We start from the raw sequence: 25982 nt of genomic DNA, 5'->3' as shown, positions 1-25982 counted from the left end.
CGCCGCGGTCGGCGGCGGGCTGCCCTCCGTCAGCCGAACGGCCGGTGCTCCGGCTCCGCCTCGGCGTCGGCTGCGGCCTCCGCCTGCGGTTCGTCCGAGCTCGCGGCCAGGCCCGAGATGCCGAAGGGGTCGAAGTCCGGTGGCGGGATCATCACCGGAGTGCCCTTGCGCTTGGCAGGCTCGTCCGCGTTCGCCGCAGGTGCGCCCGCCGGAGCAGCCGCCGGGGCGGTCGGGGCCGGGATCAGCGGCGGGGCCGAGGGCGGCGGCGGGACGGCCGGCCCCTGGGCGGCGACGGTGGTGCCGAAGGGGTCGGGCTTCTGCTCGGCTGCGACCGTCGTCCCGAACGGGTCGGGCGCAGCCGTACCGGCGCCGGCGGCCGGCGCAGCGGTTCCTTCCGCGGTCGGGATCGTGCCCCCGATGCCGAAGGGGTCGAAGTCCGGCGGCGGGATCATGACCGGCGTGCCCTTGCGTTCGGCCGGCTCCGCGCGGACGGCAGCGGCAGCGGCGTCCGCCGCCGCCTCCTCCTGCGCGACGGGCGCGAAGGGGTTGAAGTCCGCGGGCGGGATGCGCACCGGCGTCCCGCGCAGGTGCACCGGCTTCTCCTCCGGCTCCTCCGCCACGGCCGCAGCGGTCGGCGCAGCGGTCGGAACGGCGCTCGGCGCAGTGGTCGGAGCGGCAGGAGGGGCCACGGGAGGCGGCACCGGCACCGGTGGGGCCGCCGCCGCGGGCGCGACCGCAGCCGTGAGCGGTACGCCGTCCCAGCCGAACTGGATGCTCTTCAGCAGCTCCGCGAAGGCCTCCGTGTACAGCTCCCAGTCCTCCGGCCGGGCGGTGGAGAGCTGGGCGCACAGAACCGTTCCGCCGTCCGGCAGCGGCACGAACGCCTGGACGACCGAGGTGACCACCCAGCGGCGCTGCCCGTCGGCGGCCAGCGGTCCGGGCACCGGGACGGTCCGCCCCTCGACCAGGACGGCGGCCGGCCCGGCGGGCAGCAGCACCGTCCAGACCTCGGCGTGCCGCCGTACGGTGGCCAGCTCGGTCGCGAACGCGGTGATCGGCAGCGGGTGGCGGGCGAGCGAGACGACGAGCGTGGCCTCGGTGGCGCGCCCGTCGACCTCCAGCGCGCACACGCCCGCGTAGCGGACGCCGGCGTCCTGGACCAGGTCGGTCAGGGTCGCGGAGATCACCGCGAAGTCGCGGCGCGGCTCCGGGCCGGTGGCGCTGAACAGTTCCTCGGCGACCTCCGCCAGGTGCCCGGTCAGCTCCGTGGCGGCCGCCACGGAGGCGCGGTCGGTCCCGTCGGCGTCCGCGGTTCCGTGGGTGTCCGCGGTTCCGTCACCGCCGCCGCCCGGAAGCGGGGGCACCGTACGGGAGGAGGCCCCGGCGGGCCCGCCGGGGGAGGTCAGCGAGTGGAAGCCCGGCGGGACGACCAGCCGGACCTCGGTGCCCGCGCCGGTGGCGAGTTCGACCGGCTGCCGGGTCTGCCGCCCGGCCGCCAGCGCGGCCAGCGCCGGGGCGAACGGCGGGCGAAGCTTGGCGTCGGCGAACTCGCCGGTGACCGGCAGCTGGAACAGCGCGGCCGAGGTGGTGCCCCGGTCGGCGATGGCGCCGCGCACGGCTCCGCCGCCGTAGCGGTGGTGCAGCGCGGCCGTCACCCGGTCGGCGATCCGCGCGCCGGTGCCCGGTCGGGCCGTGCCGGCGGTGATCACCGTGCCGAGCCGGTCGAGGGCCTGGTGCACCGGCCCGTTGGGGGCCAGCGGCAGGCCGAACAGCGCCTCGGCGGCAGGGTGTTCGGCCGGTTCGAGGGCGCTCAGCGCGGTCGCCGGGTGGCGCGAGGTGTGCTCGTCGAAGAGGGCGTCGGTGAGGGTGCCGAGGGTCGCGCAGACCTGCTCGGCCGCCGCGAAGGGGTTGGCCTCCGCGCTGAACTGGACGTCCTGGGTCAACTGGTGAGCCCCCCGCTCTGCTCCGTCTGCCGTCGGTGGTTCGGGTGGGACCGGGCCCCGCCCGGCGGCGGGTCGTCAGGTCCCCGCCCATTCCTATCAGAGCCCACCGTCGTCGCCGAACCGCAGGATCACCTGATGATCACTCCGCGGGGGCCCCGGCAGTGCCCTCCGTGGCCTGCGCGGACGCTTCGTCCACCGGCCCGACGGTCTGCGGCCCGACGGTCTGCGGCCCGGCGGCCAGGGCGGTGACCGCGTCGAGGATGCCGGGCACCGCGAACAGCCCGGCGAGGTCCTGGACCAGTCGCCCGGTCGGCCCGTCGGGCCGCTCGTCGGCGAAGAAGGAGGCCAGCTCGGCGGCGAGCGCGGGCTCCCGGGCGGCGGTCAGGGTGAGCGAGGCGACGAACTCCTGCACCAGGTGCAGCTGCAGCTCCTCCAGCGGAACGGACCGCTCGGCCAGCCACTCCAGGGAGGTGATCTCGGCGTTGGCGATCCAGGCCCGGACGGTCAGCCGCAGTCCGGGGCTCGGAGCGGGGATCGCCAGGTGGCTGAGGATCTGGTCGTGCGCGGCCCGGCGCACCTCGTCGATCACCGCCGAGGTGCCCGCGCTGGCCGCCACCGAGCCGCCCCGCAACAGCGCGGCGAAGCCCGGCCCGTGGCTCTGCACGAAGTCCAGGTAGCGGCCCATCACCCGGTACAGCCGCTCCGACAGCGGCCCCTCCATCGGCTCCTCGAACCGGGCCGAGAGTTCCCGCCCGGCACGCCGCAGCGACGCCTCGTAGAGCGCCTGCTTGCCGGGGAAGTAGTGGTACACCAGCGGCCGGGAGGCGCCCGCGGCGGCGGCGATGTCGTCGATCGACACCTCCTCCGGCGGGCGCCGGCTGAACAGCTCCAGCGCCACGGCGATCAGTTGCTCCCGCCGCTCGTCCACGCTCAGCCGTCGGCGCGGCCGTTCACCCGCGGCGCCCCGGTCGGGGGCGGCGGTCCGTTCTGCGCGGTCGGCCGTCGGCGACGGCGTACGGGAGGCCATGCGCGTCAGCCTATCCGTCGGCCGCCCGCGGGCCCATGCGGCCCGGCCTGCGCTCCCCTGCCCTCATGCGCTGCCCGAGGCCGGTTCGGCACGGTCCGCCGGACGGCCCTTACTCTCCTGGCGCTCCAGGTAGCGGCGGTAGGCCTCCAGGCCGTCGGGCACGAAGGTGTCGCGGGCGAGGCGCTCGGAGAGTTCGGCCGGGGTGAGCCAGGCGTGCCAGGCGACCTCGGACTCCTGCGGGGAGACCGGGCCGTCCCACTCCGCCTCGTACATGTCGCACCACCAGGAGAGCTTGCCGCCCTCCGGCTCCCTGAAGAGGAACTTGAAGATCGGCCGCGGGGCGATGCCGCGCACCCCGAGCTCCTCCTCGGCCTCGCGGACGGCGGCCTCGGCGTAGGTCTCGCCGGAGCCGACGACGCCGCCGACCCACATGTCGTACGCGCCGGGGGCGAACAGCTTGGTGTCGGTGCGGCGGTGGACGAAGATCCGGCCGGCCGGGTCGCGGACCATGATGAAGACGCACCGGTGGGTCAGCCCCTGCCGGTACACCTCCCCGCGCAGCGCGGTACCGATCACCCGGTCGTTGTCGTCGACGATGTCCAGCAGCTCTTCGGCAGGGTTGGTCATGAACGACAGGTTAGGGTTTCGGAGCCCGCTTCGAACGCGGGATCGATCAGCTGGGCGGCGACGAACGACCTGAGGACGGCACGCGGTGGTGGAGATCTGGGGCGAGACGGCCGAGGGGTTCGAGCCCGTACGGGAGGCCTTCGCGCGGAACTTCGCCGAGTACGGCGAGCTGGGCGCGGCGTTCGCGCTGTACGTGCGCGGGCGCAAGGTGGTCGACCTGTGGGGCGGGGACGCCCGGCCCGAGGTCGGCGGGCGGCCCACGCCCGCGGTGCCGTGGACGGCGGACACCGCCCAGGTGCTGCGCTCGGTCACCAAGGGCCTGACCGCGGCCACCGCGCTGCTGCTGGTCGAGCGCGGCCTGCTCGACCTGGACGCGCCGGCGGCCTCGTACTGGCCGGAGTTCGCGGCGGCGGGCAAGGGCGCGGTGCCGGTGCGCTGGCTGCTGTCGCACCAGGCGGGGGTGCCGGCGCTGGACGTGCCGCTGCGCCTGGAGGACGTGCTGACCTGGGAGCGGGCGGTCGCCGCGGTGGCCGCCCAGGCGCCCGCCTGGGAGCCGGGGACGGCGCACGGCTACCACCCGTACACCTTCGGTTGGCTGGTCGGCGAGGTGGTGCGCCGGGTGAGCGGCCGTACGGTCGGCCAGTACTTCGCCGAGGAGATCGCCCGGCCGCTCGGGCTCGACCTGTGGATCGGGCTGCCGGCCGGCGCCGCGCCCCGGGTCGGCAAGCTGGTCGACCTGCCCGCCCCGGAGGCGGCCCGGACCGGCCCGAGCGGGCTGCGGCTGCGGCCCAAGCAGTCCGTGCGGGACGCCTACCAGGACCCGACCTCGCTGACCGCCCGCGCCTTCGCCTCGGTGCTGCCCGGGGTGAACATGAACGACCCGGCGGTGCAGGCCGCCGAGATCCCGGGCGCGGGCGGCATCGGCACCGCCCGCTCGGTGGCCCGGTTCTACGCGGCGCTGATCGGCGCCGCCGACCGCCCGGACGGGTCCGGCGCGCTGCTGCCGCCGCTGTTCGGCCCGGAGGTGCTGGCCCGCGCGGTCGGGCCGGTGGTGAACGGCCCGGACCGGGTGCTGATCGTCAACTCCACGTTCGGCCTGGGCTTCTGGCGGCACGGACCGACCGCGCCGATGACCTCGCCGACGAGCTTCGGCCACCCGGGCCGGGGCGGCTCGCTGGGCTTCGCCGACCCCGAGCTCGGGCTCGGCTTCGGGTACGTCACCAACGGCATGCAGCCGGGCGTCACCGGGGACGTCCGCTCGCGCAACCTGATCCGCGCGGTGCGGGGGTGCCTGGGGCTGTCCTGAGGCCGGTCGGGCACCGGGTCACGCCTGGCCGGTCTCGAAGCGGCTGATCCTGCCGCCGTCGACGGTGAACCGCCAGGCGGTGCGCATCTCGCCCCAGGTCTCGTTGGTGAAGTTGGCGACCAGCGCGTGGCCTCCGGAGGACTCGCTCTGGACGTCCATGCGGCCGTTGGGGCCGAAGATCTCCCGGTCCACCCACTCGTCGAGGTCGCGGTCGGAGCCGTCGTCGGACATGGTCGCGTCCGGGGCGAGCACGTGGAAGAAGGCCTCGCGGTCGCCCGCGTTGACCGCGGTGACGAAGGCACGCACGGTGGGGTCGGTGAGCTTGGCGGGGGCGATGGTCATGCCGGACTCCGTGGGAGGGATCGGGAACGGGGAGTCCTGTCTACGGCGTTCGCGGGGGCCGTTCGGGCATGTCGGCGGCGCGTCGGGAAAATCAGCCGATTCACGTGCTTAGATCCCGAACCAGGTGAAATTCCCGGAACACGGGATTGGCCCCGAGAGCCCGCCGCGGGGAGTGGCGGTGGAGCGGGGGACCGGACGAGGTCTCCCGCTCCACTTCTGTCGGGCCCCCGGACTTCCGTCGGGGCCTACCGGGGCCCGGGGGCCTAGAAGAAGCCGACCGCGTCGGGTGAGTAGCTGACCAGCAGGTTCTTGGTCTGCTGGTAGTGCTCCAGCAGCGCCTTGTGGTTCTCCCGCCCGATGCCGGAGTTCTTGTAGCCGCCGAAGGCCGCGTGCGCCGGGTAGGCGTGGTAGCAGTTGGTCCAGACCCGGCCGGCCTGGATGGCGCGCCCGGCCCGGTGGGCGGTGTTGATGTTGCGGGTCCACACGCCCGCGCCGAGCCCGTACTGGGTGTCGTTGGCGAGCGCGACCGCCTCGTCGAAGCCGTCGAAGCGGGTGACCGAGACGACCGGGCCGAAGATCTCCTCCTGGAAGACCCGCATGCTGTTGACGCCCTCGAAGACCGTCGGCGTCACGTAGTACCCGCCGGCCAGCGGGCCGCCGAGGTCGGCGCGCTCGCCGCCGACCAGGACCTTGGCGCCCTCGGCCTGGCCGATCTCGAAGTAGGAGAGGATCTTCTTCAGCTGTTCGGCGCTGGCCTGCGCGCCGACCTGGGTCTCGGTGTCCAGCGGGTCGCCCTGGCGCATGGCGCGCACCCGGCCCAGCCCGTCGCCGAGCAGCCGCTCGTAGACCGGGGACTCGATCAGCGCGCGGCTGGGGCAGGTGCAGACCTCGCCCTGGTTGAGGGCGAACATCGCGAAGCCCTCGACGGCCTTGTCGTAGAAGGCGTCGTCGTCGGCGGCGACGTCCGCGAAGAACAGGTTGGGGCTCTTGCCGCCGAGTTCGAGGGTCGCCGGGATCAGGTTGTCGGCGGCGGCGCGGGCGATCAGCCGGCCGGTGCCGGTCTCACCGGTGAAGGCGAGCTTGCGGACCCGCTTGCTGGCGGCCAGCGGGGCGCCGGCCTCCTCGCCGAAGCCGGTGACGATGTTGAGCACGCCCGGCGGCACCAGGTCGGCGGTCAGCTCGGCCAGCAGCAGCACCGAGGCCGGGGTCTGCTCGGCGGGCTTGAGCACCACCGCGTTGCCGGCCGCGAGTGCCGGGGCCAGCTTCCAGATCGCCATCAGGATCGGGAAGTTCCACGGGATGATCTGGCCGACGACGCCCAGCGGCTCGTGGAAGTGGTACGCCACGGTGTCCTCGTCCAGTTGGGAGAGGCTGCCCTCCTGGGCGCGCAGCGCGCCGGCGAAGTAGCGCAGGTGGTCGACGGCGAGCGGGAGGTCGGCGGCCAGCGTCTCGCGCACCGGCTTGCCGTTCTCCCAGCTCTCCGCGACGGCCAGCTGCTCCAGGTGGGCCTCCATCCGGTCGGCGATCCGCAGCAGGACCTGCGCCCGCTCGGCGGCGGAGGTGCGGCCCCAGGCCGGGGCGGCGGCGTGCGCCGCGTCCAGGGCGGCCTCGATGTCCTCGGCGGTGCCGCGGGCGACCTCGGTGAACACCTCACCGGTGACCGGCGTCGGGTTGCCGAAGTACTCGCCGCGCACCGGGGGCGCCCATCCGCCGCCGATCCAGTGGTCGTACCGGGAACGGTAGGCGACGATGCTGCCGGGTGTGCCGGGCGGCTGGTAGACCGTCATGCTCTGTGCTCCTCGCGACGTCGGGCGCCCCTGGCGCCGGTCGGACCGGGGGCGGCACGCCGGGCCGCCCGGTCAGGGGGCGGCTCGGCGGGAGGGTGCGGACACGCAGTCGGGCGGCGCCCCGCCGGGGCGCCCGCCGACGAGCACGATAACCGCCGGGTGCGCGCAGCGGCTACGGTCCGTACGCCGGCCCGGTACGGAGGGTCCGCGTTCCGGCCGTTGCCGGGCGGCCGCGCCCGGTGGTGCTCCGACGTCCGAGGGACGGGGCCTCAGACCGCGTGGTACCGGCCGGTGCGGGCCTCCCAGCTCAGGTACCCGGCCAGCCAGGTGATCAGCCCGTCGGCGTACCGCTGGGCGATCGTGCGTTCGATCCGGGACAGGCCCAACTCCAGGAAGACGTCGGGCAGTCGCTCGTGCAGCTCGGCGCAGCGCTCGACCATCAGCTGCGCCTCCGCCATCACCGCGGAGCAGGCCTCCTCGGCCGAGCAGTGGCGCTCGCGCTGGACGATCATCACCAGGTTGTTGACGTCGCCGCGCGGGGCTTCGAGCGGGAAGGACCGCACGTCGTTGCTGAGGGACGGTATGTCGGCGGCCAGCTGTCGGATCTGACGGAGCACCGGATGGTGCAGCACGGAGGCGGGGACCTCGAACTGGCCGATCCGTTCGACCATGTCGAAGATGGTCTCCATCGCCGCGGTGCCCCGTCTGAGTTCCAGGTAGCCGTCCCGGTCCGGCGGTCGGGCGGAGATCCGGCCGGCCGCCTCGGCCGGGTGACTGGCGAAGTAGTACTCCCAGTTGTAGGCGGCCCGGGCCTGCCAGCGGGCGGGCATGCCGCGCACGCTGCGGGCCCACAGGTCGGCGAAGGCCGTCTCGACCGGGGAGTGCTGGTCGGGCCGGGCGCCGTGCAGGACGGCGATCAGGCGCTCGCAGATCGGGGCGACCTCGGTGGGGCGGCGACCGAGCGGCCCGTCGAACTGGTCGTCGAAGAGGAAGTAGAAGCCCATCAGATCGGCCGCCAGCGCGAGTTCGTCCGGACCGGCGTCCGGGTAGCCGAGCGCGGCGAGGTCGACCACCTCCCAGTGCGCGTACCCGGGGTGGTCGGCGTCGGGGAGCAGCGGGTGGCGGATCAGCCAGTCCCGGTGCAGTGCGGTGGCGTACGGTCCGTGCGGACTGCGGCGGTACGGGAACGGGATCTCAAGTGATGTGTCGTCAGACATCGGACTCCCGGTGCAGCGGAGGGTGGGGGCGCTTGTGGTTCGAGCACTTCTCGTGGGGGAGTTGACGTGACGGGGCGCGGCGGGTGAGGGTGGTTTACGCAAGATCATCCGCGCCTCGCGGGCCGTAGGGTATCTGATGCAATGATCGGACGTTAGGGATATAGGGCAATTGCCCTTGGCAAGCCGCCCGAACCCTCACCGTCCGCCCCAGCCTGCACGAATGCCTCACGGGAAGTCCTACACGGCGCTAACCTCGGCTCCACGAACAGTGATGGACCGGCTCCCCCGTGCGGCGGCGGAGCCGTGCCGCGAGCGGGTGAGGCGGAGGCGCGACGGTGACCGATCAGGGCAACGAACTTCGGGCGGGAACCGGGTCCGGCCGGGGTGACGGCGGACCGGCGGCCCGGGTCCGGCTGCGCGACCGCGACGCCGAACTGCGCTCCGTCGAAGCGGCCGTCGACCGCCTCTGCCGCGAGTTCGCCGCCGGCGGCACCGAGATCGGCGAACTGCTCGCCTTCTCCGGCCGCCCCGGCATCGGCAAGACCAGCCTGCTGCACGAGGTCCGACGGATCGCCAGCCTGCGCGAGGGCGCCACCGTGCTGTTCGCCCGCGGCGGCGAACAGCAGTTCAAGGAGCCGTACCACGTGCTGCGCCAGCTCCTGCAGCCCGTCCTGACCAAGCTCGAGGCCGACGAGTTCCGCCAGGTCATGGGCACCTGGGAGGAGGTCGTCGGACCGGCCATGGGCCTCAAGCAGCCCAAGGCCGGCGCCCGCCGCCTGGACCCCCAGGGCGTGCGCGACGGCCTCGACTACGTCCTCACCCAGCTCGCGCCGCGCCGCGCGCCGATGGTGATGATCGTCGACGACCTGCACTGGGCGGACGCCGAATCCCTCTCCTGGCTCGCCAAGTTCGCCGTCCGCTCCGGCGAACTGCCCGTGCTGCTGGTCTTCGCCTTCCGCGAGGACGAGAACGACTGGCCCACCGAGACCCAGGGCCTGCGCCGGGGCGTCCTCGACCTCGCCAGCCGCAAGCACGAGCTCAGCCGGCTCACCCTGAGCTCCGTCACCGACATGATCCGCGCCGAACTCGGCGACAAGGCCGAGGACGCCTTCTGCTACGAGTTCTGGAACGTCGTCAACGGCAACCCCTTCGAGGCCGGTCGCCTGCTCGACCAGGTGCGTGAACAGGAACTCGAGCCGGTCGAGGAGAACTCCCGACAGCTGCGGGAACTCGCCGTCGACGCCACCGGGATGACCCTCAAGAGCTGGCTGGACCGGCTCGGGCCCGCCACTCTGCGCTTCGCCTGGGCCTGCGCCATGCTGGGCACCGACATCCGGGTCGACCTCGCCACCCGGATCTCCACCCAGAGCACCGAGGGCGCCCGCGAGTCCATCAAGCAGCTGCGCAAGCAGCGGGTCCTCACCCAGGCCCCCAACGGGAACCTTGAGTTCGTCCACCCGCTGATCGCCAGCTCGATCTACAACACCATGCCGGACGCCACCCGCCTCGGCATGCACGGCATCGCCGCCGTCGAGATCGAGAACGCCGGACTCGGCCTGCTCGCCGCCTCCCGCCACCTGGTCGAGACCCACTCCGGCGAGGGCGACGACCGGATCGTCAAGAAGCTGCGCCGCGCCGCCGTCGAACACCAGCTGATCGGCGCCCCGGAGGCCGCCCAGCGCTGCCTGCACCGCGCGCTCAACGAGCCGCCCGCCGACGACATCAAGGCCGAGGTGCTGTACGAGCTCGGCTGCTCCGCACTGCTCACCGACCCCGGGGCCACCGTCAACCAGCTCCGGCTGGCCCTCGACCCCGACGAGGGGCCGCTGCGCCCGGAACTGCGGGTGGACGCCACCTTCCGGCTCTCCGAGGTGCTCGCCCACAGCGGTGAGCTGGGCCAGGCCGCCCTGGTCTGCCAGGAGGAGGCCGAGCAGACCGCCGACCCGGCCCGGCGCCAGCGGCTCCAGGCGGCCTCGTTCATGTGGCACGCCTTCCGCAAGTCTGAGGAGGACGGCCCCGGCCGCTCCGCCCGGCTCGCCGAAATGTGCCGGAACCTGACCGGCCGGGAGGCCGCGGACCGGGCCGTGCTCGCCATGCGCGCCTGGGACCTGACCCTGCGCGGCGCCTCCTCCGCCGAGGCGCTGGCGCTCGCCGACGAGGTCCTGGACGGCGGCCGGCTGCCCAAGGGCCTCGGCTGGGGCTTCGAACTGCCCTCGATGCTCTGCCTCACGTACATCTACAACGACCGCATCGCCCAGGCCGAGCGGCTGGCCGCGGACGCCATCATCCAGTTCGAGGTGGCCGGTTGGAGCGGTGCCCACCGGGGTTTCGCGTACTTCCTGATGGGGCTCGCCCGTTTCCGCCGCGGACTGCTCGCCGAGGCCGAGGACTTCCTGCGCCGGGCCTACCGCATCTCCGAGCGGATCGGGGCCAAGCTGCCGCTGGCCTGGGACGCCGTCGGCGTGCTGGTGGACACCCTGATCGCCCGCGGCCGGGTCGAGGAGGCCTGGGAGGAGGCCAACCTGTTCGGCTTCCACCCGCCGTACCACCCGACCGCCATGGTGCTGCCGGACGCCGCCTCGCTGTACGGCAAGCTGCTGGTCGCCAAGAACCGGCACGCCGGGGCGGCCGCCTCGCTCACCGAGGCCGGGGCCCAGCTGGAGGTCCGCGGCTGGCGCAACACCGTCTGGGCGCCGTGGGCCGGACACCTCGCGATCGCGATCGCGTCCGACGAGCCCGAGCGCGCCCGCGAGTACGCCCAGAAGGCCGTCAGGGACGCCCGCACCTTCGGCACCGCCTCGGCGATCGGCAGCGCCCTGCGGCTGCAGGCGCGGATCGAGGACGGTCAGCAGGCGGTCGAACTGCTGGAGCAGGCCGTGGAGCACCTAGGGCAGTCCCCGGCCGGGTACGAGCACGCCGTCGCGCTGGTCGACCTCGGCGCCGCGCTGCGCCGGGTCGGACGGCTGGAGGACGCCCAGGAGTACCTGTACCAGGGCATCGAGCTGGCCCAGCACTGCTCGGCGGAGAAGCTGGTCGACCGGGCCCGGCGGGAACTGGCCAACTACGGGCTGCGGCCCAACCGGCTGGGGCTGCACGACTTCCAGGAGACCCTGGAGACGCTCAGCGGGCCGGAGCGGGAGGTCGCCAACCTGGCGGTCAAGGGCGTGCCGCCGCAGCGGATCGCCGAGCAGCTCGGGGTGCACCTGAGCCTGGTCAACCGGCGGCTGGCGGCGGTCTACCGCAAGGCGGGCACCGGGCCGGACGGGCTGGCCTCGGCACTGGGGCTGCAGCAGCGGCTGGAGGAGGAGCCGGGGGAGTAGTGGCGCGCGCGGCAGGGCGACGGCCTGCGGACGGGCGAGACGGCCCGTCGAGGGCAGCAGGGCAGCGGCCGTGAGGGGCGGGCGGCCGTTGGCGTTCGGCGGCCGGTAGCGTTCGGGCGGCGCGCGGAGGCGTGGAAGCGCCCCCGCGGGCGCCGCCCTCGCTAGGCTGACGGACACCACGGGGGCCGCCGCTACGCTCCCTGGACGGACCGGGACCGGGCGGAAGTGGCGCACTGCCGCCGCCAGTGAGGAGCAGGCCATGCCGAGCGAGGCCACCACGGTGCGCCGAGAACCCCTCGACCCCTCGGGTGCGGGCGCGGCGATCCAGCGCTGGACGCTGACGGCCGGTCCGTACGAGGCGAGCGTGCTCACCCTCGGTGCCACCCTGCACACCCTCAGCGGGCCGGACCGGTCCGGTCGTACGGCCCAACTGCTGCTTTCCACCGACGAGTTGGCGCAGATCCTGGGCCCCGCGCGGCACTACGGCACGGTGGTCGGCCGGTACGCCAACCGGATCGACGGTTCCAGCGTCACCATCGACGGCCAGAACCACCCGCTGGCCCCGACCGGCGGCGGGACGACCATCCACGGCGGCCCGGACGGCTTCGCTCAGCGGATGTGGGCGGCCGAGCCGGTCGAGGGCGGGGTGCTGCTGCGGCTGCACAGCCCGGACGGCGACCAGGGCTTCCCGGGCGCGCTGGACGTCACCGTCTCCTACACCCTGTCGTACGCCCCGGGGGCGGGCGGCGAGCTGGTGATCGACTACCGGGCCGTCACCAACAAGCCGACCGTCGTCAACCTGACCAACCACGCCTACTTCAACCTCGCGGGTGAGGGCAGCGGTGACGTCCTGGGCCACCTGCTCACCCTGGACGCCGACGAGTACACCCCGGCCGACGAGCGGCAGATCCCGTACGGGCGGACCGAGCCGGTGGCCGGCACGCCCTTCGACTTCACCGTGGCCACCCCGATCGGCAAGTCGCTGCACGACGACCACCCGCAGCTGGCCGGCCCGGGCGGCTACGACCACAACTGGGCGCTGCGCGCCCGCCCGGCGAGCGGCGGCCTGGCGCGGGCGGCGCTGCTGGAGGACCCGGTCAGCGGCCGCACCCTGGAGGTGCTGACCACCGAGCCGGGCCTCCAGGTCTACACGGCGAACAAGTTCCAGGGCGCGGTCACCGGAGCGAGCGGGGTCCCGTACGGGCCGTTCGCCGGGATCGCGCTGGAGACCCAGCACTTCCCGGACTCCCCGCACCACCCGGCCTTCCCGAGCACGGAGCTGCGGCCGGAGGAGGAGTTCCGCTCGACCACCGTTCTGCGGCTGGGGGTCAGCTGACCCGCCGGACGAGGTCCCGCCGCATGCAGAGCCGGGGCCAGCGGTCGAGGCCGTGCTCGGCCTCCTTGCGGCGGATCTCGCGCAGGCCGGGGGTGAGCTCGGCGTCGGCCAGCGGGCGGAATCCGCAGCGGGCGTAGTAGGGGGCGTTCCACGGGACGTCCGCGAAGGTGGTCAGGGTGAGCGCGGGGGCGTCGGTGCCCTCGGCGAGGTGCTCGATCAGCGCCCGGCCGATGCCCCGGCGCGCGTGGTCGGGGTGGACCGAGACCTGTTCGACGTGCAGTGCGCCGTCCACCGGCTCGGCCAGCAGGTAGCCGGCGACGGTTCCGTCGGGGGCCTCGGCGACCAGCGCGGTGCCGTGCTCCAGGTAGCGGGCCAGCTCCTCCGGGGCGGGGGGTTCGTCCTCGGCGATCTCCGGCATCCCGATCTCGGCGAAGGGGGCCCCGGCGGCCCGCTCCAGTTCGCCCAGCAGGGGCAGTTCGTCCTCGGTGACGGCTCTGATGCGCATCCGTCCAGTCTGCTGCAAGCGCCTTTCGGCCACCCAGGGTGGTCGCGTCGGCCACCCCGTACCGGGGTGGAAACGGACGAAGTCGGACATTGCACCGCACTGTCAACTACCGCACGGCCACGTCCAGGACACGCGGGAGTAACGATCGCCGTTTCTTGCAGAAACTTGCTGCAAGGACTTTCCGTCACTGTTGCGCCGCTGTTAACTTCCTTCCGAGCCCGACGGCAGCAACGGTGCGGTCGGCACGAGGCAGCCATTATGCGCCTGTCTCCGAACATCTCGGGCACCCCCACCCTCCCAAGGAGTTCTCATGCGGCGTGGCATCGCGGCCTCTGCCCTCGTTGTGGCCCTCGCGGTCTCGATGGCTGCCTGTGGCAGCAGTGGCGGCTCCGGCTCGGACAGCAAGGCCGACGGCCCGGTCACCCTCACGTACTGGGACACGTCGAACGCCACCAACGAGGCTCCGAACTACCAGGAACTGGCCAAGAAGTTCGAGGCGGCCAACCCGAACATCAAGGTCAACTTCGTCAACGTGCCGTTCGACCAGGCCCAGAACAAGCTGCAGACGGCCATGGGGGCCAAGGGCGCACCGGACGTGTTCCGCTCCGACGTCGGCTGGACCGCCGCCTTCGCCAAGGCCGGCTTCCTGGAGCCGCTGGACGGCACCCCGGCCGCCGCCGACACCTCCGCCTTCCAGCCCAGCCTGATCCAGCAGGCCAAGTACGACGGCAAGCTGTACGGCGTCCCGCTGGTCACCGACACCCTCGGCTTCCTCTACAACAAGGACCTGTTCGCCAAGGCCGGCATCACCGACGCCCCCAAGACCTGGGACGAGCTGAAGACCGACGCCGCCACCATCAAGGACAAGGCGGGCGTCGACGGCTTCTGGCTGAAGGCCGCCGACGGCTACTACGCGATGCCGTTCCTGTTCGGCGAGGGCACCGACACCGTCGACGCCGCCAACAAGAAGATCACCATCACCTCGCCCGAGGCCGTCAAGGGCATCGAGACCTACAAGTCGATGTTCACCTCGCCCGGCACGGCCAAGGCCGACGTCACCACCGACGCCTACGCCCACATGATGGACGCCTTCAACAGCGGCAAGGTCGCGGCGATCATCCAGGGCCCCTGGGAGATCACCAACATCTACAAGGGCTCCGCCTTCGCCGACAAGAAGAACCTCGGCATCGCCCCCGTCCCGGCCGGCTCCGGCGGCAAGGCCGGTGCCCCCACCGGCGGCCACAACATCGCCGTCTACGCAGGTGCCGACAAGGCCCACAAGGCCGCCGCCGAGAAGTTCGCCGCCTTCATGACCTCGGCCGAGAGCCAGGCCTTCATCGCGCAGAAGAACTCCACCCTGCCGACCCGCTCCGACGCCTACACCGCCGACGTCAAGGCCGACCCGGGCATCGCCGGCTTCCAGGCCATCCTCGGCAGCGCCAAGCCGCGCCCCGAACTGCCCGAGTACGGCTCGCTGTTCGACTCGCTCGGCACCAACCTGGGCAAGGCCGTCCAGGGCACCAGCACCCAGGACGCGCTGAACACCGTGGCCACGGACTACGCCAAGCTCCTGCCGGGCTTCGCCAAGTAGTCCCCGCAGCCCGGCCCGCCGACACCGGCGGGCCGGGCCGTCGGCTCCCCCGAGACTTCCCCCCGAGAAGGTGCAAACGATGTCAGTCGCCGTGCAGGGCGCCACCGGCAAGGGCAGCCGGGAGCGCGATCAGCGTCCGGGCCTGCTGGAACGCCTCAAGCGCTCCTACGCCAGGCACTGGTACGCCTACGCGATGATCGCCCCGGTCGTGCTGGTGCTCGGCGTCCTGGTGTTCTACCCGCTCGTCCAGGGCATCTGGCTGACCCTCACCGACGCCAACAGCCTCAACGTCGCCCGCCACATCGGCGTCAACGAGATCCCGGCCAGCTACCAGTACATCGGCTTCCACAACTACGCCGACATCCTCTGGGGCCCCGGCTCGTACGACCGGTTCTGGTCCCACTTCGTGTGGACCATCGCCTGGACGGTCATCTGCGTCTGCCTGCACTACACCCTCGGCCTCGGCCTCGCCGTCCTGCTCAACAAGAAGCTGCGCGGACGCGCCGCCTACCGGATGCTGCTCATCCTCCCGTGGGCCGTACCGACCTTCGTCACCGTCTTCTCCTGGCGCCTTATGCTCTCCGACGGCGGCGTCGTCAACACCGTGCTGTCGGGCCTGCACCTGCCCGAGCCCGGCTGGCTCACCGACCCGTGGGCGCAGAAGGCGGCCGCGATCCTGGTCAACACCTGGGCCGGCGTGCCGTTCATGATGATCTCGCTGCTCGGCGGCCTGCAGTCGATCCCGGCCGAGCTGTACGAGGCCGCCGAGATGGACGGCGCCACCCGCTGGCAGCAGTTCCGCCACATCACCCTGCCCGGGCTGCGCAGCGTCTCCTCCACCGTCGTGCTGCTCGGCGTGATCTGGACGTTCAACCAGTTCAACGTCATCTTCCTGCTGTTCGGCAAGGGCGCGCCCGACGCCCAGCTGCTGGTCACCTGGGCCTACCGCCTCGCCTTCGGCCAGATCCCCCAGGACTTCGCGCAGTCCGCCTCGTACGGCGTGATCCTGCTGTCCATCCTGATCGTCTTCACCGCCTTCTACCGGCGCTGGCTCGCCCGCAACGAGCAGGCCAACGGCTGAGGCCCCCGGACCCAGTTGACCCACGAAGGCAGGTAACCCGATGAGCACCACCACCGAACGCCCCGCCGCCGCGGCGACCGCGGTCCCGGCCGCCCGGCCGGCCAAGTTCCGGCCGCGCGGCGAGAGCAGCCCGCTGTCCAAGGCGCTGTCCCACGGCGTCCTGATCCTGGCCAGCCTGATCGCGCTGTTCCCGGTCGGCTGGATCCTCTTCGTCTCGCTCGGACCGGACAAGACCGACTACCTCCACCCGGGCCAGATCTTCGGCAAGCTCACGCTGTCGAACTACCAGCACGTGCTGGCCGACACCGACTTCTTCACCTGGTTCGGCAACGCCCTGCTGGTCTCCGGCGTCACCACCGTGTTCGGCGTGATGCTGGCCGCCACCACCGGCTACGCCGTCTCCCGGATGAAGTTCCCCGGGCACAAGCCGCTGATGTGGTCGCTGCTGGTCACCCAGATGTTCCCGATCGCGGTGCTGATCGTGCCGATGTACACGATGCTCTCCGAACTCGGGCTGCTGGACAGCTACACCGGCCTGATCCTGGTGTACTCGACCACCACCGTGCCGTACTGCGCCTGGCTGCTGAAGGGCTACTTCGACACCATCCCGGTGGAGATCGACGAGGCCGGCCGGGTCGACGGGCTCAGCCCCTTCGGCACCTTCTGGCGGCTGGTGCTGCCGCTCGCCCGCCCGGGCCTGGCGGTTGCCGCCTTCTACTCCTTCCTCACCTACTGGGCCGAGGTGCCGTTCGCCTCCACCTTCATGCTCAGCTCCGACAAGTACACGCTGGCCGTCGGCCTGCAGAGCTTCGTCAGCGAGCACGACGCCCAGTGGAACCTGATGGCTGCCACGGCGGTGCTGATCGCGATCCCGTCCGCGGCCTTCTTCTACCTGGTGCAGCGCCACCTGGTCACCGGCCTGACCGCCGGTGCCTCCAAGTCGTAACGCTCCCGCACCCCTCAGCGCTCCTCGCTCCTCTAGTCCCCAAGGGATTCCGTCCATGACCCAGAACCTGGCCGACACCTCCCGGCCTGCCGCCGACACCGCTCACGAGGCGGCCCCGCTGGCTCCTGTGACTGGCGGCGCGTCCAGAGGCTGGTGGCGGGACGCGGTCATCTACCAGGTGTACCCGCGCAGCTTCGCCGACTCCAACGGCGACGGCATGGGCGACCTGCCCGGCATCCGCAGCCGCCTGCCGTACCTGCGCGACCTCGGCGTGGACGCCGTCTGGCTCTCCCCCTTCTACGCCTCGCCGCAGGCCGACGCCGGGTACGACGTCGCCGACTACCGCGCCGTGGACCCGATGTTCGGCACCCTGTTGGACGCCGACGCGCTGATCCGCGACGCCCACCAGCTGGGCCTGCGGATCATCGTCGACCTCGTCCCCAACCACTCGTCGGACCAGCACGAGTGGTTCCAGCGCGCCCTGCGCGAGGGCCCCGGCTCCCCGCTGCGCGAGCGGTACCACTTCCGCCCCGGCAAGGGTGAGCAGGGCGAACTGCCGCCCAACGACTGGGAGTCCATCTTCGGCGGCCCCGCCTGGACCCGCACCGAGAACCCTGACGGCACCCCCGGCGACTGGTACCTGCACCTGTTCGCCCCGGAGCAGCCCGACTTCAACTGGGAGAACCCGGCGGTCGCCGACGAGTTCCGCTCGATCCTGCGGTTCTGGCTGGACATGGGCGTGGACGGCTTCCGCATCGACGTCGCCCACGGCCTGGTCAAGGCCCCCGGCCTGCCCGACCTCGGCGGCGCCGACCAGCTCAAGCTGCTCGGCAACGACGTCATGCCGTTCTTCGACCAGGACGGCGTGCACGAGATCTACCGCAGCTGGCGCCGGATCCTCGACGAGTACCCGGGCCAGCGGATCGGCGTCGCCGAGGCCTGGACCCCGACCGTCCAGCGCACCGCGAACTACGTCCGCCCCGACGAGCTGCACCAGGCCTTCAACTTCCAGTACCTGGGCACCGACTGGGACGCCGCCGCGCTGCGGGAGGTGATCGACCTCTCGCTCGACTCGATGCGTCCGGTCGACGCCCCCACCACCTGGGTGCTGTCCAACCACGACGTCACCCGGCACGCCACCCGCTTCGCCAACGAGCCCGGCCTCGGCACCCAGATCCGCACCCCCGGCGACCGCGAGCTCGGCCTGCGCCGCGCCCGTGCCGCCACCCTGCTGATGCTCGCGCTGCCCGGCTCCGCGTACGTCTACCAGGGCGAGGAGCTCGGCCTGCCGGACGTCACGGACCTGCCGGACGAGGTCCGCCAGGACCCGTCCTTCTTCCGCCAGGCCGGCCAGGACGGCTACCGCGACGGCTGCCGCGTCCCGATCCCGTGGTCCGGCACCGAGGCCCCGTACGGCTTCGGGCCGGTCGCGGGCGGGCCGTCCTGGCTGCCGCAGCCGGCCGAGTGGGCCGAACTGAGCGTCGAGGCGCAGACCGGCGACCCGTCCTCCACCCTGGAGCTCTACCGCAGCGCGCTGGCCGTCCGACGGGCACAGCCCGACCTCGGCGCCGGCACCGAGGTCGAGTGGCTGGACAGCCCCGAGGGCACCCTCGTCTTCCGGCGCGGCTCCTTCGCCTGCACGGTGAACACCACCGGCGAGCCGGTGCGGATCCCCGCCCCGGGCCGGCTGCTGCTCGCCTCGACCGAACTCGTGGTGGACGGCGGCGAGACGGTGCTCGCTCCGGACGCCACCGGCTGGTGGGCGGTCTGACGTGGTTGCAATAGGCTCTGGGACCGTGACTACGGCGCGACTCTCAGACATCGCGGCACAGGCGGGGGTCAGCGAAGCCACCGTCTCCCGCGTGCTCAACGGCAAGGCGAACGTCTCCGCCGCCACCAGGCAGACCGTCCTGGCGGCGCTGGACGTGCTCGGCTACGAGCGGCCGACCCGGCTGCGCCAGCGCAGTGCCGGGCTGATCGGGCTGATCACGCCGGAGCTGAGCAACCCGATCTTCCCCGCGCTGGCGCAGGTGATCGAGCAGGTGCTCAGCCGGCACGGCTTCACGCCGGTGCTGTGCACCCAGACCCCGGGCGGGTCCACCGAGGACGAACTGGTCGAGATGCTGGTCGACCGGGGCGTGGCGGGCATCGTCTTCGTCTCCGGGCTGCACGCCGACTCCACGGCCGACCACGACCGCTACGCCCGGCTGGCCGGGCGCGGGGTGCCGTTCGTGCTGATCAACGGCTTCAGCGAGAAGATCGACGCGCCGTTCATCTCGCCGGACGACCGGTCCGCGATGTGGATGGCCGTCCAGCACCTGGCCGAACTCGGGCACGAGCGGATCGGCCTGGCGGTCGGGCAGCGGCGGTACGTGCCGGTGCTGCGCAAGATCGAGGGCTTCACGGCGGCGATGCGAGAGGTGCTCGGGCTGGGGCAGGAGGAGGCGGAAGGCCTCGTCCACCACACGCTGTTCAGCGTGGAGGGCGGGCACGCGGCAGCCGGCGCGCTGCTCGACAAGGGCTGCACGGCGATCGTCTGCGGGAGCGACATGATGGCGCTCGGGGCGATCCGGGCGGTGCGGCAGCGCGGGCTGTCGGTGCCGCACGACGTGTCGGTGGTCGGCTTCGACGACTCGCCGCTGATCGCCTTCACCGAGCCGCCGTTGACCACGATCCGCCAGCCGGTCGAGGCGATGGCGACGGCGGCGGTGGACGCGCTGCTGGAGGAGGTCGGCGGGAACGCCGCCCAGCGCGGGGAGTTCATGTTCCAGCCGGAGCTGGTGATGCGGGGCTCCACGGGGGCCTGTGCGCGCTGAGCCGCGGCCGTAGGTACCAACTGACGGGCCCCGGAGGGCGGTTGCTCTCCGGGGCCCGTCGGCGTGCGCGTGCCCGGTGGTCGCGCGGTACCAGTTCGGCGGCGTCCGGGGGTTCTTGGCCGCGGAGAGCAGCATCGCGTCGATCGCGCGGGTACGCCGAAGCCCCGGGGAGGAGCGCTCGGACTCTCCCCGGGGCGGTCAGCCGTCAGCCGTCAGCCGTCAGCCGTCATCTGCCGTCTGTTCGGTGTTCGCGGCGCTCAGACCCGGCCGGCGAAGTCCGGGGCCCAGTTGGCGATGGTCTGGAGGCGGACGCCCACGCTCGGGTTGGCGGCCTCGACGTACTGGCCGCCGCCGACGTAGATGGCGACGTGGTAGACGCCGGAGTTCTGACCGTTGTTCGACCAGAAGAGCAGGTCGCCCGGCTGCAGGCTGTCCAGCGACACGTGGGTGCTGGCGGCGGCCTGGTCGGCGGCGACCCGCGGGACGTTGATGCCCGCGGCGCGCAGCGCGGCCTGGGTCAGGCCGGAGCAGTCCCAACCGCCGTTGCCGGTGCCGCCGTAGACGTACGCCTGGCCGACCTTCGACTCGGCGAAGGAGACGGCGGCGGCCATGCTGCCGGTGGCGGCCGGGGCCTTGGTCTGCGCCTGGGCGGCCGGCTTCGAGGCGGGGGCCGTGGTCCGGGCGGTCGGCTTGGCGTTCACGGCACCGCCGTTCGAGGCCTGGCCGGACTTCTGCGAGCGGTCGAACCAGGTGAAGTCCGAGCCGGACTTGGTGGCGGTGGAGGACCGGTCGGCCTGGGCAGGGGTGCCGTCACCCAGGGTCAGCTGCTGGCCCGGGTAGATGGTGTCCGGGCCCTCGGTGAGGGTGCCGCGGTTGAGCTCGTACAGGTGCTGCCAGCCGCCCTGGACGTTGTGCTTCTCGGCGATCGAGGACAGCCAGTCGCCCTCGACGACGGTGTAGTCGCCGGCCTGGGTCTGCGCCGGACGCTGCTTCGCCCAGCCGCTGGTGGCGGACTTGGCGGCGGAGGCCGAGGCGGAGTCACCGGAGGCCTGGGCGGGCGCGGACGGCACGGCGGGCTTCGCGGCCGGGGCCTGGCTCGGGGCCGGCTTGGCGGCGGGCTTGGCGGCCGTCGAGGTGTCGACGGCGGCCGCGGCGCCGCCCTGGGTCAGACCGGCCTGGACCGAACAGACCGGCCAGGCGCCGGGGCCCTGGGAGGCGAGGACCTTCTCGGCGACGGCGATCTGCTGGTCCTTGGTGGCGAGGTTGGCCTGCGGGGCGAAGGAGGTGCCGCCGAAGGCGGCCCAGGTGCTGGAGGTGAACTGCAGGCCGCCGTAGAAGCCGTTGCCGGTGTTGATGCTCCAGTTGCCGCCGCTCTCGCACTGGGCGACCTTGTCCCAGGTGGCGACGGAGGCGGCGTTGGCGGTGCCGGTGGTGAGGCAGGGAACGGTGAGGCCGACGCCCGCGACGCCGAGGGCGGCGATCACGCGACGGGTACGGCTGGACAGGCGGTTGCCGTTGGAAGGCAGCATGAAGACGCGGTCCTCTCCCACGCCTGCGAGGTGAGCTGTCGGATTCGGGCTGGAGTTGCCCGGCCGCGCTGTGGCACGGCTTCACCCCTAGCCCAGGACCGTTTCCGGGAAGCGGTCCGGGGCGACTTACCTGTGGTTCCCCCGCTCCTGCCGTGATGCGTTTTCGCGCTGCCAGGACATCCGACGGCAGGACTCGGCGTCGCGGATGAACTGGGTCCGTGTGGTCACGAACGGGGAGCACGTTAAGCAGACTTAAGTTCAAACTGCAAATATCTGTGATGCGCATCACGGTTTGCGGAAAAGGGCCGAATGACTCGCATTTCATGATCGGAAATGATCGTTCATCGGCAATCCCGCGAGGAATTCCGAAAACTGGCTACGCCTCAGGAGTGATGTGACGGAGCGTTGGAGCGGGAGGGGGGCGTGCCCGTCGGATCGGGGGGTGCCGGGAATTCGAGCGCCCCTCGATGCGCCGACTATTCATCGACAAATTGCACCAGAACGGACATTGCTGGCAATGGCCGCTTAACGCCCCAGCGGGGCAATCCGAACAAGCGCGAAGGACCCGGAACACAGTCGTTCCGGGTCCTTCGGTGGTGTGGGTGGGCGCGACAGGTGGTGGGTGGGCCCGTCAGTCCTCCACGGGCCCCTCAGTGGCCGCGTGGGCGCGTCGGGAGCCCTCGCCGGCCCCCACGGTGGCGGCGGCCTCCGCCTCGGCCTCGGCCAGCTCCTCCGCCGACGGCGTCGGCAGCGCGGCGAGGTAGGTGGAGGCGATCAGCTGGCCGACCGTCGGGTACGCGCCCAGCGGCGCCGCCGACGGGCAGCCGGTCTCCTCGGCGGCCGTGGCGAGCAGCTCGGAGTCCGCCTCCGGGCCGATGACGAGCGGGGCCAGCGCCGGGCGCTGGGAGCCGGTCTCCTTGAGGTGGTTGACGGCCCCGGCGACGGAGCCGGGCACGTCGAGCGCCGCGGCGACGACCGGCACGGCCAGCCGGGCCGCCAGCAGCACGCCGGTGATGCCCGCCGCGGCGGCCGCGTCCTCACCACCGACGGTGGTCAGCACGACGCCGTCGGCGGCGGTCGCGATGGCGAACAGCCGGGCCCGGTCGGCCCGGGCCAGTCCGGCCTCGGACAGTCGCACGTGGACGGCCTCGGCGAGCAGCGGGTGCGGGCCCAGCGCGTCGGTGACGGTCGCGCCGTACTCCGCGGCGAGGGCGTGAAGCCCGGTCAGGAAGTCGTGCGGACCGGGCACCAGCGGCACCACGACGGGCGTCGGCAGTCCGGCCTCGGCGGCGGCCGCCAGCAGCTCCGCCACGGTGCGGTCCTCGGATCCGCCGTCCTCGGCGCCGTCGGCCGGGAGGTAGCCGACCGCGGCCTGGACGCCGGCGTGTTCGCTGCGGACGATCGACAGCAGCTCCTCGACGACCGAACGGGACTCGGGCCCCGCGGTCGCGGGAACGGCGAGCACCAGGGCCGGCGAGCCGGTGCGGATCTCGGGGCGCTCGGGGCGGCGGTGGCGCCCCCGCGCACGGGAGCCTGGAGTGCGGACGGGCAGTGGCGCGCCCGGGATGGCTGCGGTGCTCATGCCGGAGATCGTAGGACATCGGCCCGTCGGGCCTGCAGTCGGCTGCCGTACGGGTTTCGGGTGGTCGTGGTGCGGAGGCCGTGTCGCCGCCGCACCGGTCTGGGCGATTTGCCTACAATCCGGACATTCCTCGCGCAGTGCCCCCGCGGGCGCACACAGTTGCCCTGACGCGTCCCGAGGGGCGGCGCGTTGCATCCGGGGCGCGTGAGATGTCTCACAGCCGTGAGGTGGCCTGACGGAGGGTCACAGCGGTGCGACTCCCGGCATTCGAAGATCAACATTTAGCGGGGGGCCGCTCACGGCCGGTTATGGAAGAGCCGACGATTCCATCGGCTATGTCCGTTTACGTACCGTCAGGAGAAGGGTCCGTGAAGAGTTCGGCGCGACCGACAAAAGGCACCGTGCACCTGCAATGTCCCGTGCTGATGCACGTGCACTGCAGCTATCATCGCGTCAAGTGAGGCGTTGTGCCGGGCCGGTACGGGGCCGGTCCGTTCATTCGGCGGGTGCCGGGGGCGCCGCGCTGGACGACAACTCCGGAGCTCTTCGGGAGACTTCTATGCACGACTCGCAGAACACGCACGGCTCGAACCACACATACAACGGGATGGCCGCCGCCGACCTCAGGGGGGTGGTCTGGCAGAAGAGCCGGCACAGCAACTCCCAGGGCAACTGCGTCGAGTTCGCGGCCCTGCCGGGCGGCGACGTCGCGATGCGCAACTCGCGCTTCCCGGACGGCCCGGCGCTCATCTACACCCGGGCGGAGATCGCCGCCCTGCTGCTGGGGGCCAAGGACGGGGAGTTCGATCACCTGGCGGTCTGACCGGCCGCTGCTCCACCATCGGGGGGCCGTCGTGGGTGCTGACACCACGACGGCCTTTGTCTTTGTCCGGCCGTGTTCCCCTCCCCGTTCCGTCCGGTCCCGTGGTGGACCGTGCGGCGAGGGCCGCCGGGGGTGCCGGGGACGCTCCTGCGGGCGGCCCGCCGTCTCCGGAGCCGGAGCTGTCGGCGAGGCCGGAGTTGCCGGTGCGGGTAACCGGTGCCGGGGCTGCGGTCCGGTCCGGCACGGGGGCCTGGCTGAAGAGCTCGGGGCGTGGTCCACCCGGGTCGTCCCGCGGTCGGCCGTGCGCCGTGTGGCGCTAGGCCGAGCGCCGGTGCCGTCCACCGATTTCGACTCGTCCGCCCAGCCCGTCCAACGCGTGGCCGTCGAGCCCACTGCCGTCGAGCCTGCCGCCGTCGAGCCTGCTGGCGCCGGCCGGCTCCGCCTCGAACACGGCCCAGACCACCTTGCCGCTGCCCAACGGATGCCAGCCCCAGGAGCGGCTGAACGACTCCACCAGGTGCAGTCCGCGGCCGGACTCGGCGACGAAGTCCGCCTCCCGAGCCACCGGGCCGGTGCTGCTCGGGTCGCTCACCGCGCAGACCACCTGGGGCGCGCGGTGCACCAGGCTTATTCGGATCGGCAGCCGTCCCTCCGGGGACGGTTGTGTGGGAAAGTCGTACTCGCCCGGGGCGCCGCCCGACGGGTCGGGCCGTGCGCCGACCGCATGCCGGAGCGCGTTGGTCACGAGTTCCGAGGCCACCAGCGCGACGTCGTCGAACAGCTCCATCAGGCACCAGCGCTGAAGAGCGGTCCGGGCGAAGTCGCGCGCGGTTCTCACGGCTTCGAAGCGAGGAGCGAGCGTACAGGTGACCACAAGGGGGTCAACCGCCAAAGCCGTACCGGTGCTCATGAAGAGCTCCTCCCATAAGGGGGCGGACACGGCTGGACCCGCCGGGGTCATGCCGGTCACCTCCGACTCGCTCGGCCGCTCGGCCGCCCCCTCGACCACGCGCGCGCGCACTCGAACGCCCGATGACGCGGGGGACGCCGTCGGGCCGGTGCACGGAGTCGCGCGTGGGGTCGACGCGGAGCCCGCGGGATTGCCAGGGATGTGCAGGTGCACGTGCACCATGGTGGTGTGCGCTCACTGCAGATGCAAGAGTCGATTCACGTGCAGTCGCACTATTGGCATATGCAAGCGCCGGATGCACGTGCATCCTGGTGTGCGGAGTGCAGAACTGATAGGAACATCCGTCAGTATCGGCACCGTGAGCGCTCAACTGATGGCAGACTGTGCGCTGTTTGCCCTAGGTGGAGGTTTCGACCGCATGACCACAGTTCAGCCGGGCGGCGGCTCGATGGTCCGCCGGATCCTCCTCGGCTCGCAGCTGCGCCGCCTGCGCGAGGCGCGCGGGATCACCCGTGAGGACGCGGGCTACGCGATCCGCGCGTCCGAGTCCAAGATCAGTCGCATGGAGCTCGGCCGGGTCAGCTTCAAGGAGCGCGACGTCGCGGACCTGCTCAGCCTCTACGGCGTCGACGACGGCCTGGAGCGGGAGGCCCTGCTCGGCCTGGTCCGCGAGGCCAACAAGTCCGGCTGGTGGCACAGTTTCAACGACGTGCTGCCGGGCTGGTTCCAGACATACGTCGGTCTGGAGGAGGCCGCCCAGCTGATCCGCACCTACGAGGTGCAGTTCATCCCCGGACTGCTGCAGTCCGAGGAGTACGCGCGGGCGGTTTTCGGCCAGAGTCGGCCGGTCATCAGCGAGGAGGAGGTCGAGCGGCGGGTCAGCCTCCGCCTGCGCCGCCAGAAGCTGCTGACCGAGGGCGCCAGCCCGCGGCTGTGGGCGGTCATCGACGAGGCGGCGCTGCGCCGGCCGGTCGGCGGTCCCAAGGTGATGCGCGGTCAGGTGCAGTACCTGATCGACGTCGCCGAGCAGGCCAACGTGGTCATCCAGGTCATGCCGTTCCGCTTCGGCGCGCACGCCGGCGAGTCCGGGGCGTTCACGATCCTGCGCTTCCCGGAGCAGGACCTCGCGGACGTGGTCTACCTGGAGCAGCTCACCAGCGCGCTCTACCTGGACAAGCGGGACGATGTCGACGCATACGTCCAGGTCATGGAGCGGCTCTGCGTGGACAGCCTCACGCCCGAGCGCAGGATAGACCTGCTCGCCTCGATCCTGAAGGAGCGCTGAGCGACCCCG

General features: G+C 72.5%; 19 protein-coding genes, 1 pseudogene and 1 riboswitch. Of the genes and pseudogenes, 10 read left to right on the top strand and 10 right to left on the bottom strand.

What is annotated here, in order from left to right:
* Positions 1–29 precede the first annotated feature (29 nt).
* The 3 genes from BOQ63_RS11935 to BOQ63_RS11925 all read right to left on the bottom strand — a co-directional run bounded on the left by BOQ63_RS11935 (position 30) and on the right by BOQ63_RS11925 (position 3597).
* Positions 30–1943, bottom strand: a complete 1914-nt coding sequence (locus BOQ63_RS11935) for a hypothetical protein (RefSeq protein WP_150475821.1) — start codon at positions 1941–1943, stop codon at positions 30–32.
* Between the two features lie 139 nt (positions 1944–2082).
* Positions 2083–2970: a TetR/AcrR family transcriptional regulator gene (locus tag BOQ63_RS11930; protein ID WP_078867172.1), complete on the bottom strand. Its 888-nt coding sequence runs from the start codon at positions 2968–2970 to the stop codon at positions 2083–2085.
* Between the two features lie 63 nt (positions 2971–3033).
* Positions 3034–3597 carry an NUDIX hydrolase gene (locus BOQ63_RS11925; RefSeq protein ID WP_046386334.1) on the bottom strand — a complete coding sequence of 188 codons (564 nt, stop codon included), beginning with the start codon at positions 3595–3597 and terminating at the stop codon, positions 3034–3036.
* Between the two features lie 85 nt (positions 3598–3682).
* On the opposite strand from BOQ63_RS11925, the gene BOQ63_RS11920 reads away from it, so the two are divergent.
* Positions 3683–4903 (top strand): serine hydrolase domain-containing protein, encoded by a 1221-nt coding sequence (locus BOQ63_RS11920; RefSeq protein WP_150475820.1) that lies wholly within the window; start codon positions 3683–3685, stop codon positions 4901–4903.
* A gap of 18 nt (positions 4904–4921) precedes the next feature.
* On the opposite strand, the gene BOQ63_RS11915 is transcribed toward BOQ63_RS11920, so the two are convergent.
* From BOQ63_RS11915 to BOQ63_RS11905, 3 genes are all read right to left on the bottom strand, one after another.
* Complete coding sequence (locus BOQ63_RS11915; protein ID WP_030281302.1) at positions 4922–5245, bottom strand: nuclear transport factor 2-like protein; 324 nt, start codon at positions 5243–5245, stop codon at positions 4922–4924.
* A gap of 263 nt (positions 5246–5508) precedes the next feature.
* Complete coding sequence (gene exaC, locus BOQ63_RS11910; RefSeq protein WP_030281304.1) at positions 5509–7032, bottom strand: acetaldehyde dehydrogenase ExaC; 1524 nt, start codon at positions 7030–7032, stop codon at positions 5509–5511.
* Positions 7033–7301: 269 nt separating this feature from the next.
* Entirely contained in the window at positions 7302–8249 is a 948-nt protein-coding gene (locus BOQ63_RS11905; protein ID WP_046386335.1) for a terpene synthase family protein, read from the bottom strand.
* A 335-nt stretch (positions 8250–8584) separates the two neighbouring features.
* On the opposite strand from BOQ63_RS11905, the gene BOQ63_RS11900 reads away from it, so the two are divergent.
* On the top strand, positions 8585–11569 hold the full coding sequence (locus tag BOQ63_RS11900; RefSeq protein WP_079183558.1) for a helix-turn-helix transcriptional regulator: 2985 nt from the start codon (positions 8585–8587) through the stop codon (positions 11567–11569).
* A 259-nt stretch (positions 11570–11828) separates the two neighbouring features.
* A complete protein-coding gene (locus BOQ63_RS11895; RefSeq protein ID WP_072654206.1) occupies positions 11829–12905 on the top strand; it encodes an aldose epimerase family protein in 1077 nt (358 codons plus the stop codon).
* Here the strand turns inward: BOQ63_RS11895 and BOQ63_RS11890 are convergent.
* On the bottom strand, positions 12898–13410 hold the full coding sequence (locus BOQ63_RS11890) for a GNAT family N-acetyltransferase (protein WP_072654205.1): 513 nt from the start codon (positions 13408–13410) through the stop codon (positions 12898–12900). The two genes, BOQ63_RS11895 and BOQ63_RS11890, sit on opposite strands and share 8 nt — an antisense overlap.
* 310 nt (positions 13411–13720) lie before the next feature.
* Between BOQ63_RS11890 and BOQ63_RS11885 the strand changes: the two genes are divergently transcribed.
* The 5 genes from BOQ63_RS11885 (at position 13721) to BOQ63_RS11865 (ending at position 19844) form a co-directional block, all read left to right on the top strand.
* Positions 13721–15001, top strand: a complete 1281-nt coding sequence (locus tag BOQ63_RS11885; RefSeq protein ID WP_030281315.1) for an extracellular solute-binding protein — start codon at positions 13721–13723, stop codon at positions 14999–15001.
* Positions 15002–15080: 79 nt separating this feature from the next.
* The gene (locus BOQ63_RS11880) at positions 15081–16082 is read left to right on the top strand and encodes a carbohydrate ABC transporter permease (RefSeq protein ID WP_030281317.1); all 1002 of its coding nucleotides are present in this window, start codon (positions 15081–15083) and stop codon (positions 16080–16082) included.
* Between the two features lie 40 nt (positions 16083–16122).
* Entirely contained in the window at positions 16123–17028 is a 906-nt protein-coding gene (locus tag BOQ63_RS11875; RefSeq protein ID WP_072654204.1) for a sugar ABC transporter permease, read from the top strand.
* A 55-nt stretch (positions 17029–17083) separates the two neighbouring features.
* On the top strand, positions 17084–18799 hold the full coding sequence (locus BOQ63_RS11870; protein ID WP_030551522.1) for a glycoside hydrolase family 13 protein: 1716 nt from the start codon (positions 17084–17086) through the stop codon (positions 18797–18799).
* 25 nt (positions 18800–18824) lie between these two features.
* A complete protein-coding gene (locus tag BOQ63_RS11865) occupies positions 18825–19844 on the top strand; it encodes a LacI family DNA-binding transcriptional regulator (protein WP_191093550.1) in 1020 nt (339 codons plus the stop codon).
* Positions 19845–20101: 257 nt separating this feature from the next.
* On the opposite strand, the gene BOQ63_RS11860 is transcribed toward BOQ63_RS11865, so the two are convergent.
* On the bottom strand, positions 20102–21373 hold the full coding sequence (locus tag BOQ63_RS11860; protein WP_150475819.1) for a transglycosylase family protein: 1272 nt from the start codon (positions 21371–21373) through the stop codon (positions 20102–20104).
* A gap of 7 nt (positions 21374–21380) precedes the next feature.
* Positions 21381–21543: riboswitch (cyclic di-AMP (ydaO/yuaA leader) on the bottom strand.
* 461 nt (positions 21544–22004) lie between these two features.
* Positions 22005–22955 (bottom strand): sirohydrochlorin chelatase family protein, encoded by a 951-nt coding sequence (locus BOQ63_RS11855; RefSeq protein ID WP_063737802.1) that lies wholly within the window; start codon positions 22953–22955, stop codon positions 22005–22007.
* 559 nt (positions 22956–23514) lie between these two features.
* Here BOQ63_RS11855 and BOQ63_RS11850 point away from each other — a divergent pair.
* Complete coding sequence (locus BOQ63_RS11850; RefSeq protein ID WP_030281329.1) at positions 23515–23778, top strand: DUF397 domain-containing protein; 264 nt, start codon at positions 23515–23517, stop codon at positions 23776–23778.
* Between the two features lie 439 nt (positions 23779–24217).
* Here the strand turns inward: BOQ63_RS11850 and BOQ63_RS11845 are convergent.
* Positions 24218–24688, bottom strand: a pseudogene (locus BOQ63_RS11845) (ATP-binding protein); the annotation flags it as partial.
* Positions 24689–25106: 418 nt separating this feature from the next.
* On the opposite strand from BOQ63_RS11845, the gene BOQ63_RS11840 reads away from it, so the two are divergent.
* Positions 25107–25973, top strand: a complete 867-nt coding sequence (locus BOQ63_RS11840; protein ID WP_072654202.1) for a Sco1979 family transcriptional regulator — start codon at positions 25107–25109, stop codon at positions 25971–25973.
* Positions 25974–25982: the final 9 nt, after the last annotated feature.

The organism is Streptomyces viridifaciens (assembly GCF_001888885.2).
Classification (GTDB): domain Bacteria; phylum Actinomycetota; class Actinomycetes; order Streptomycetales; family Streptomycetaceae; genus Kitasatospora; species Kitasatospora aureofaciens.
This window is presented reverse-complemented; position numbering and strand designations above follow the sequence as displayed.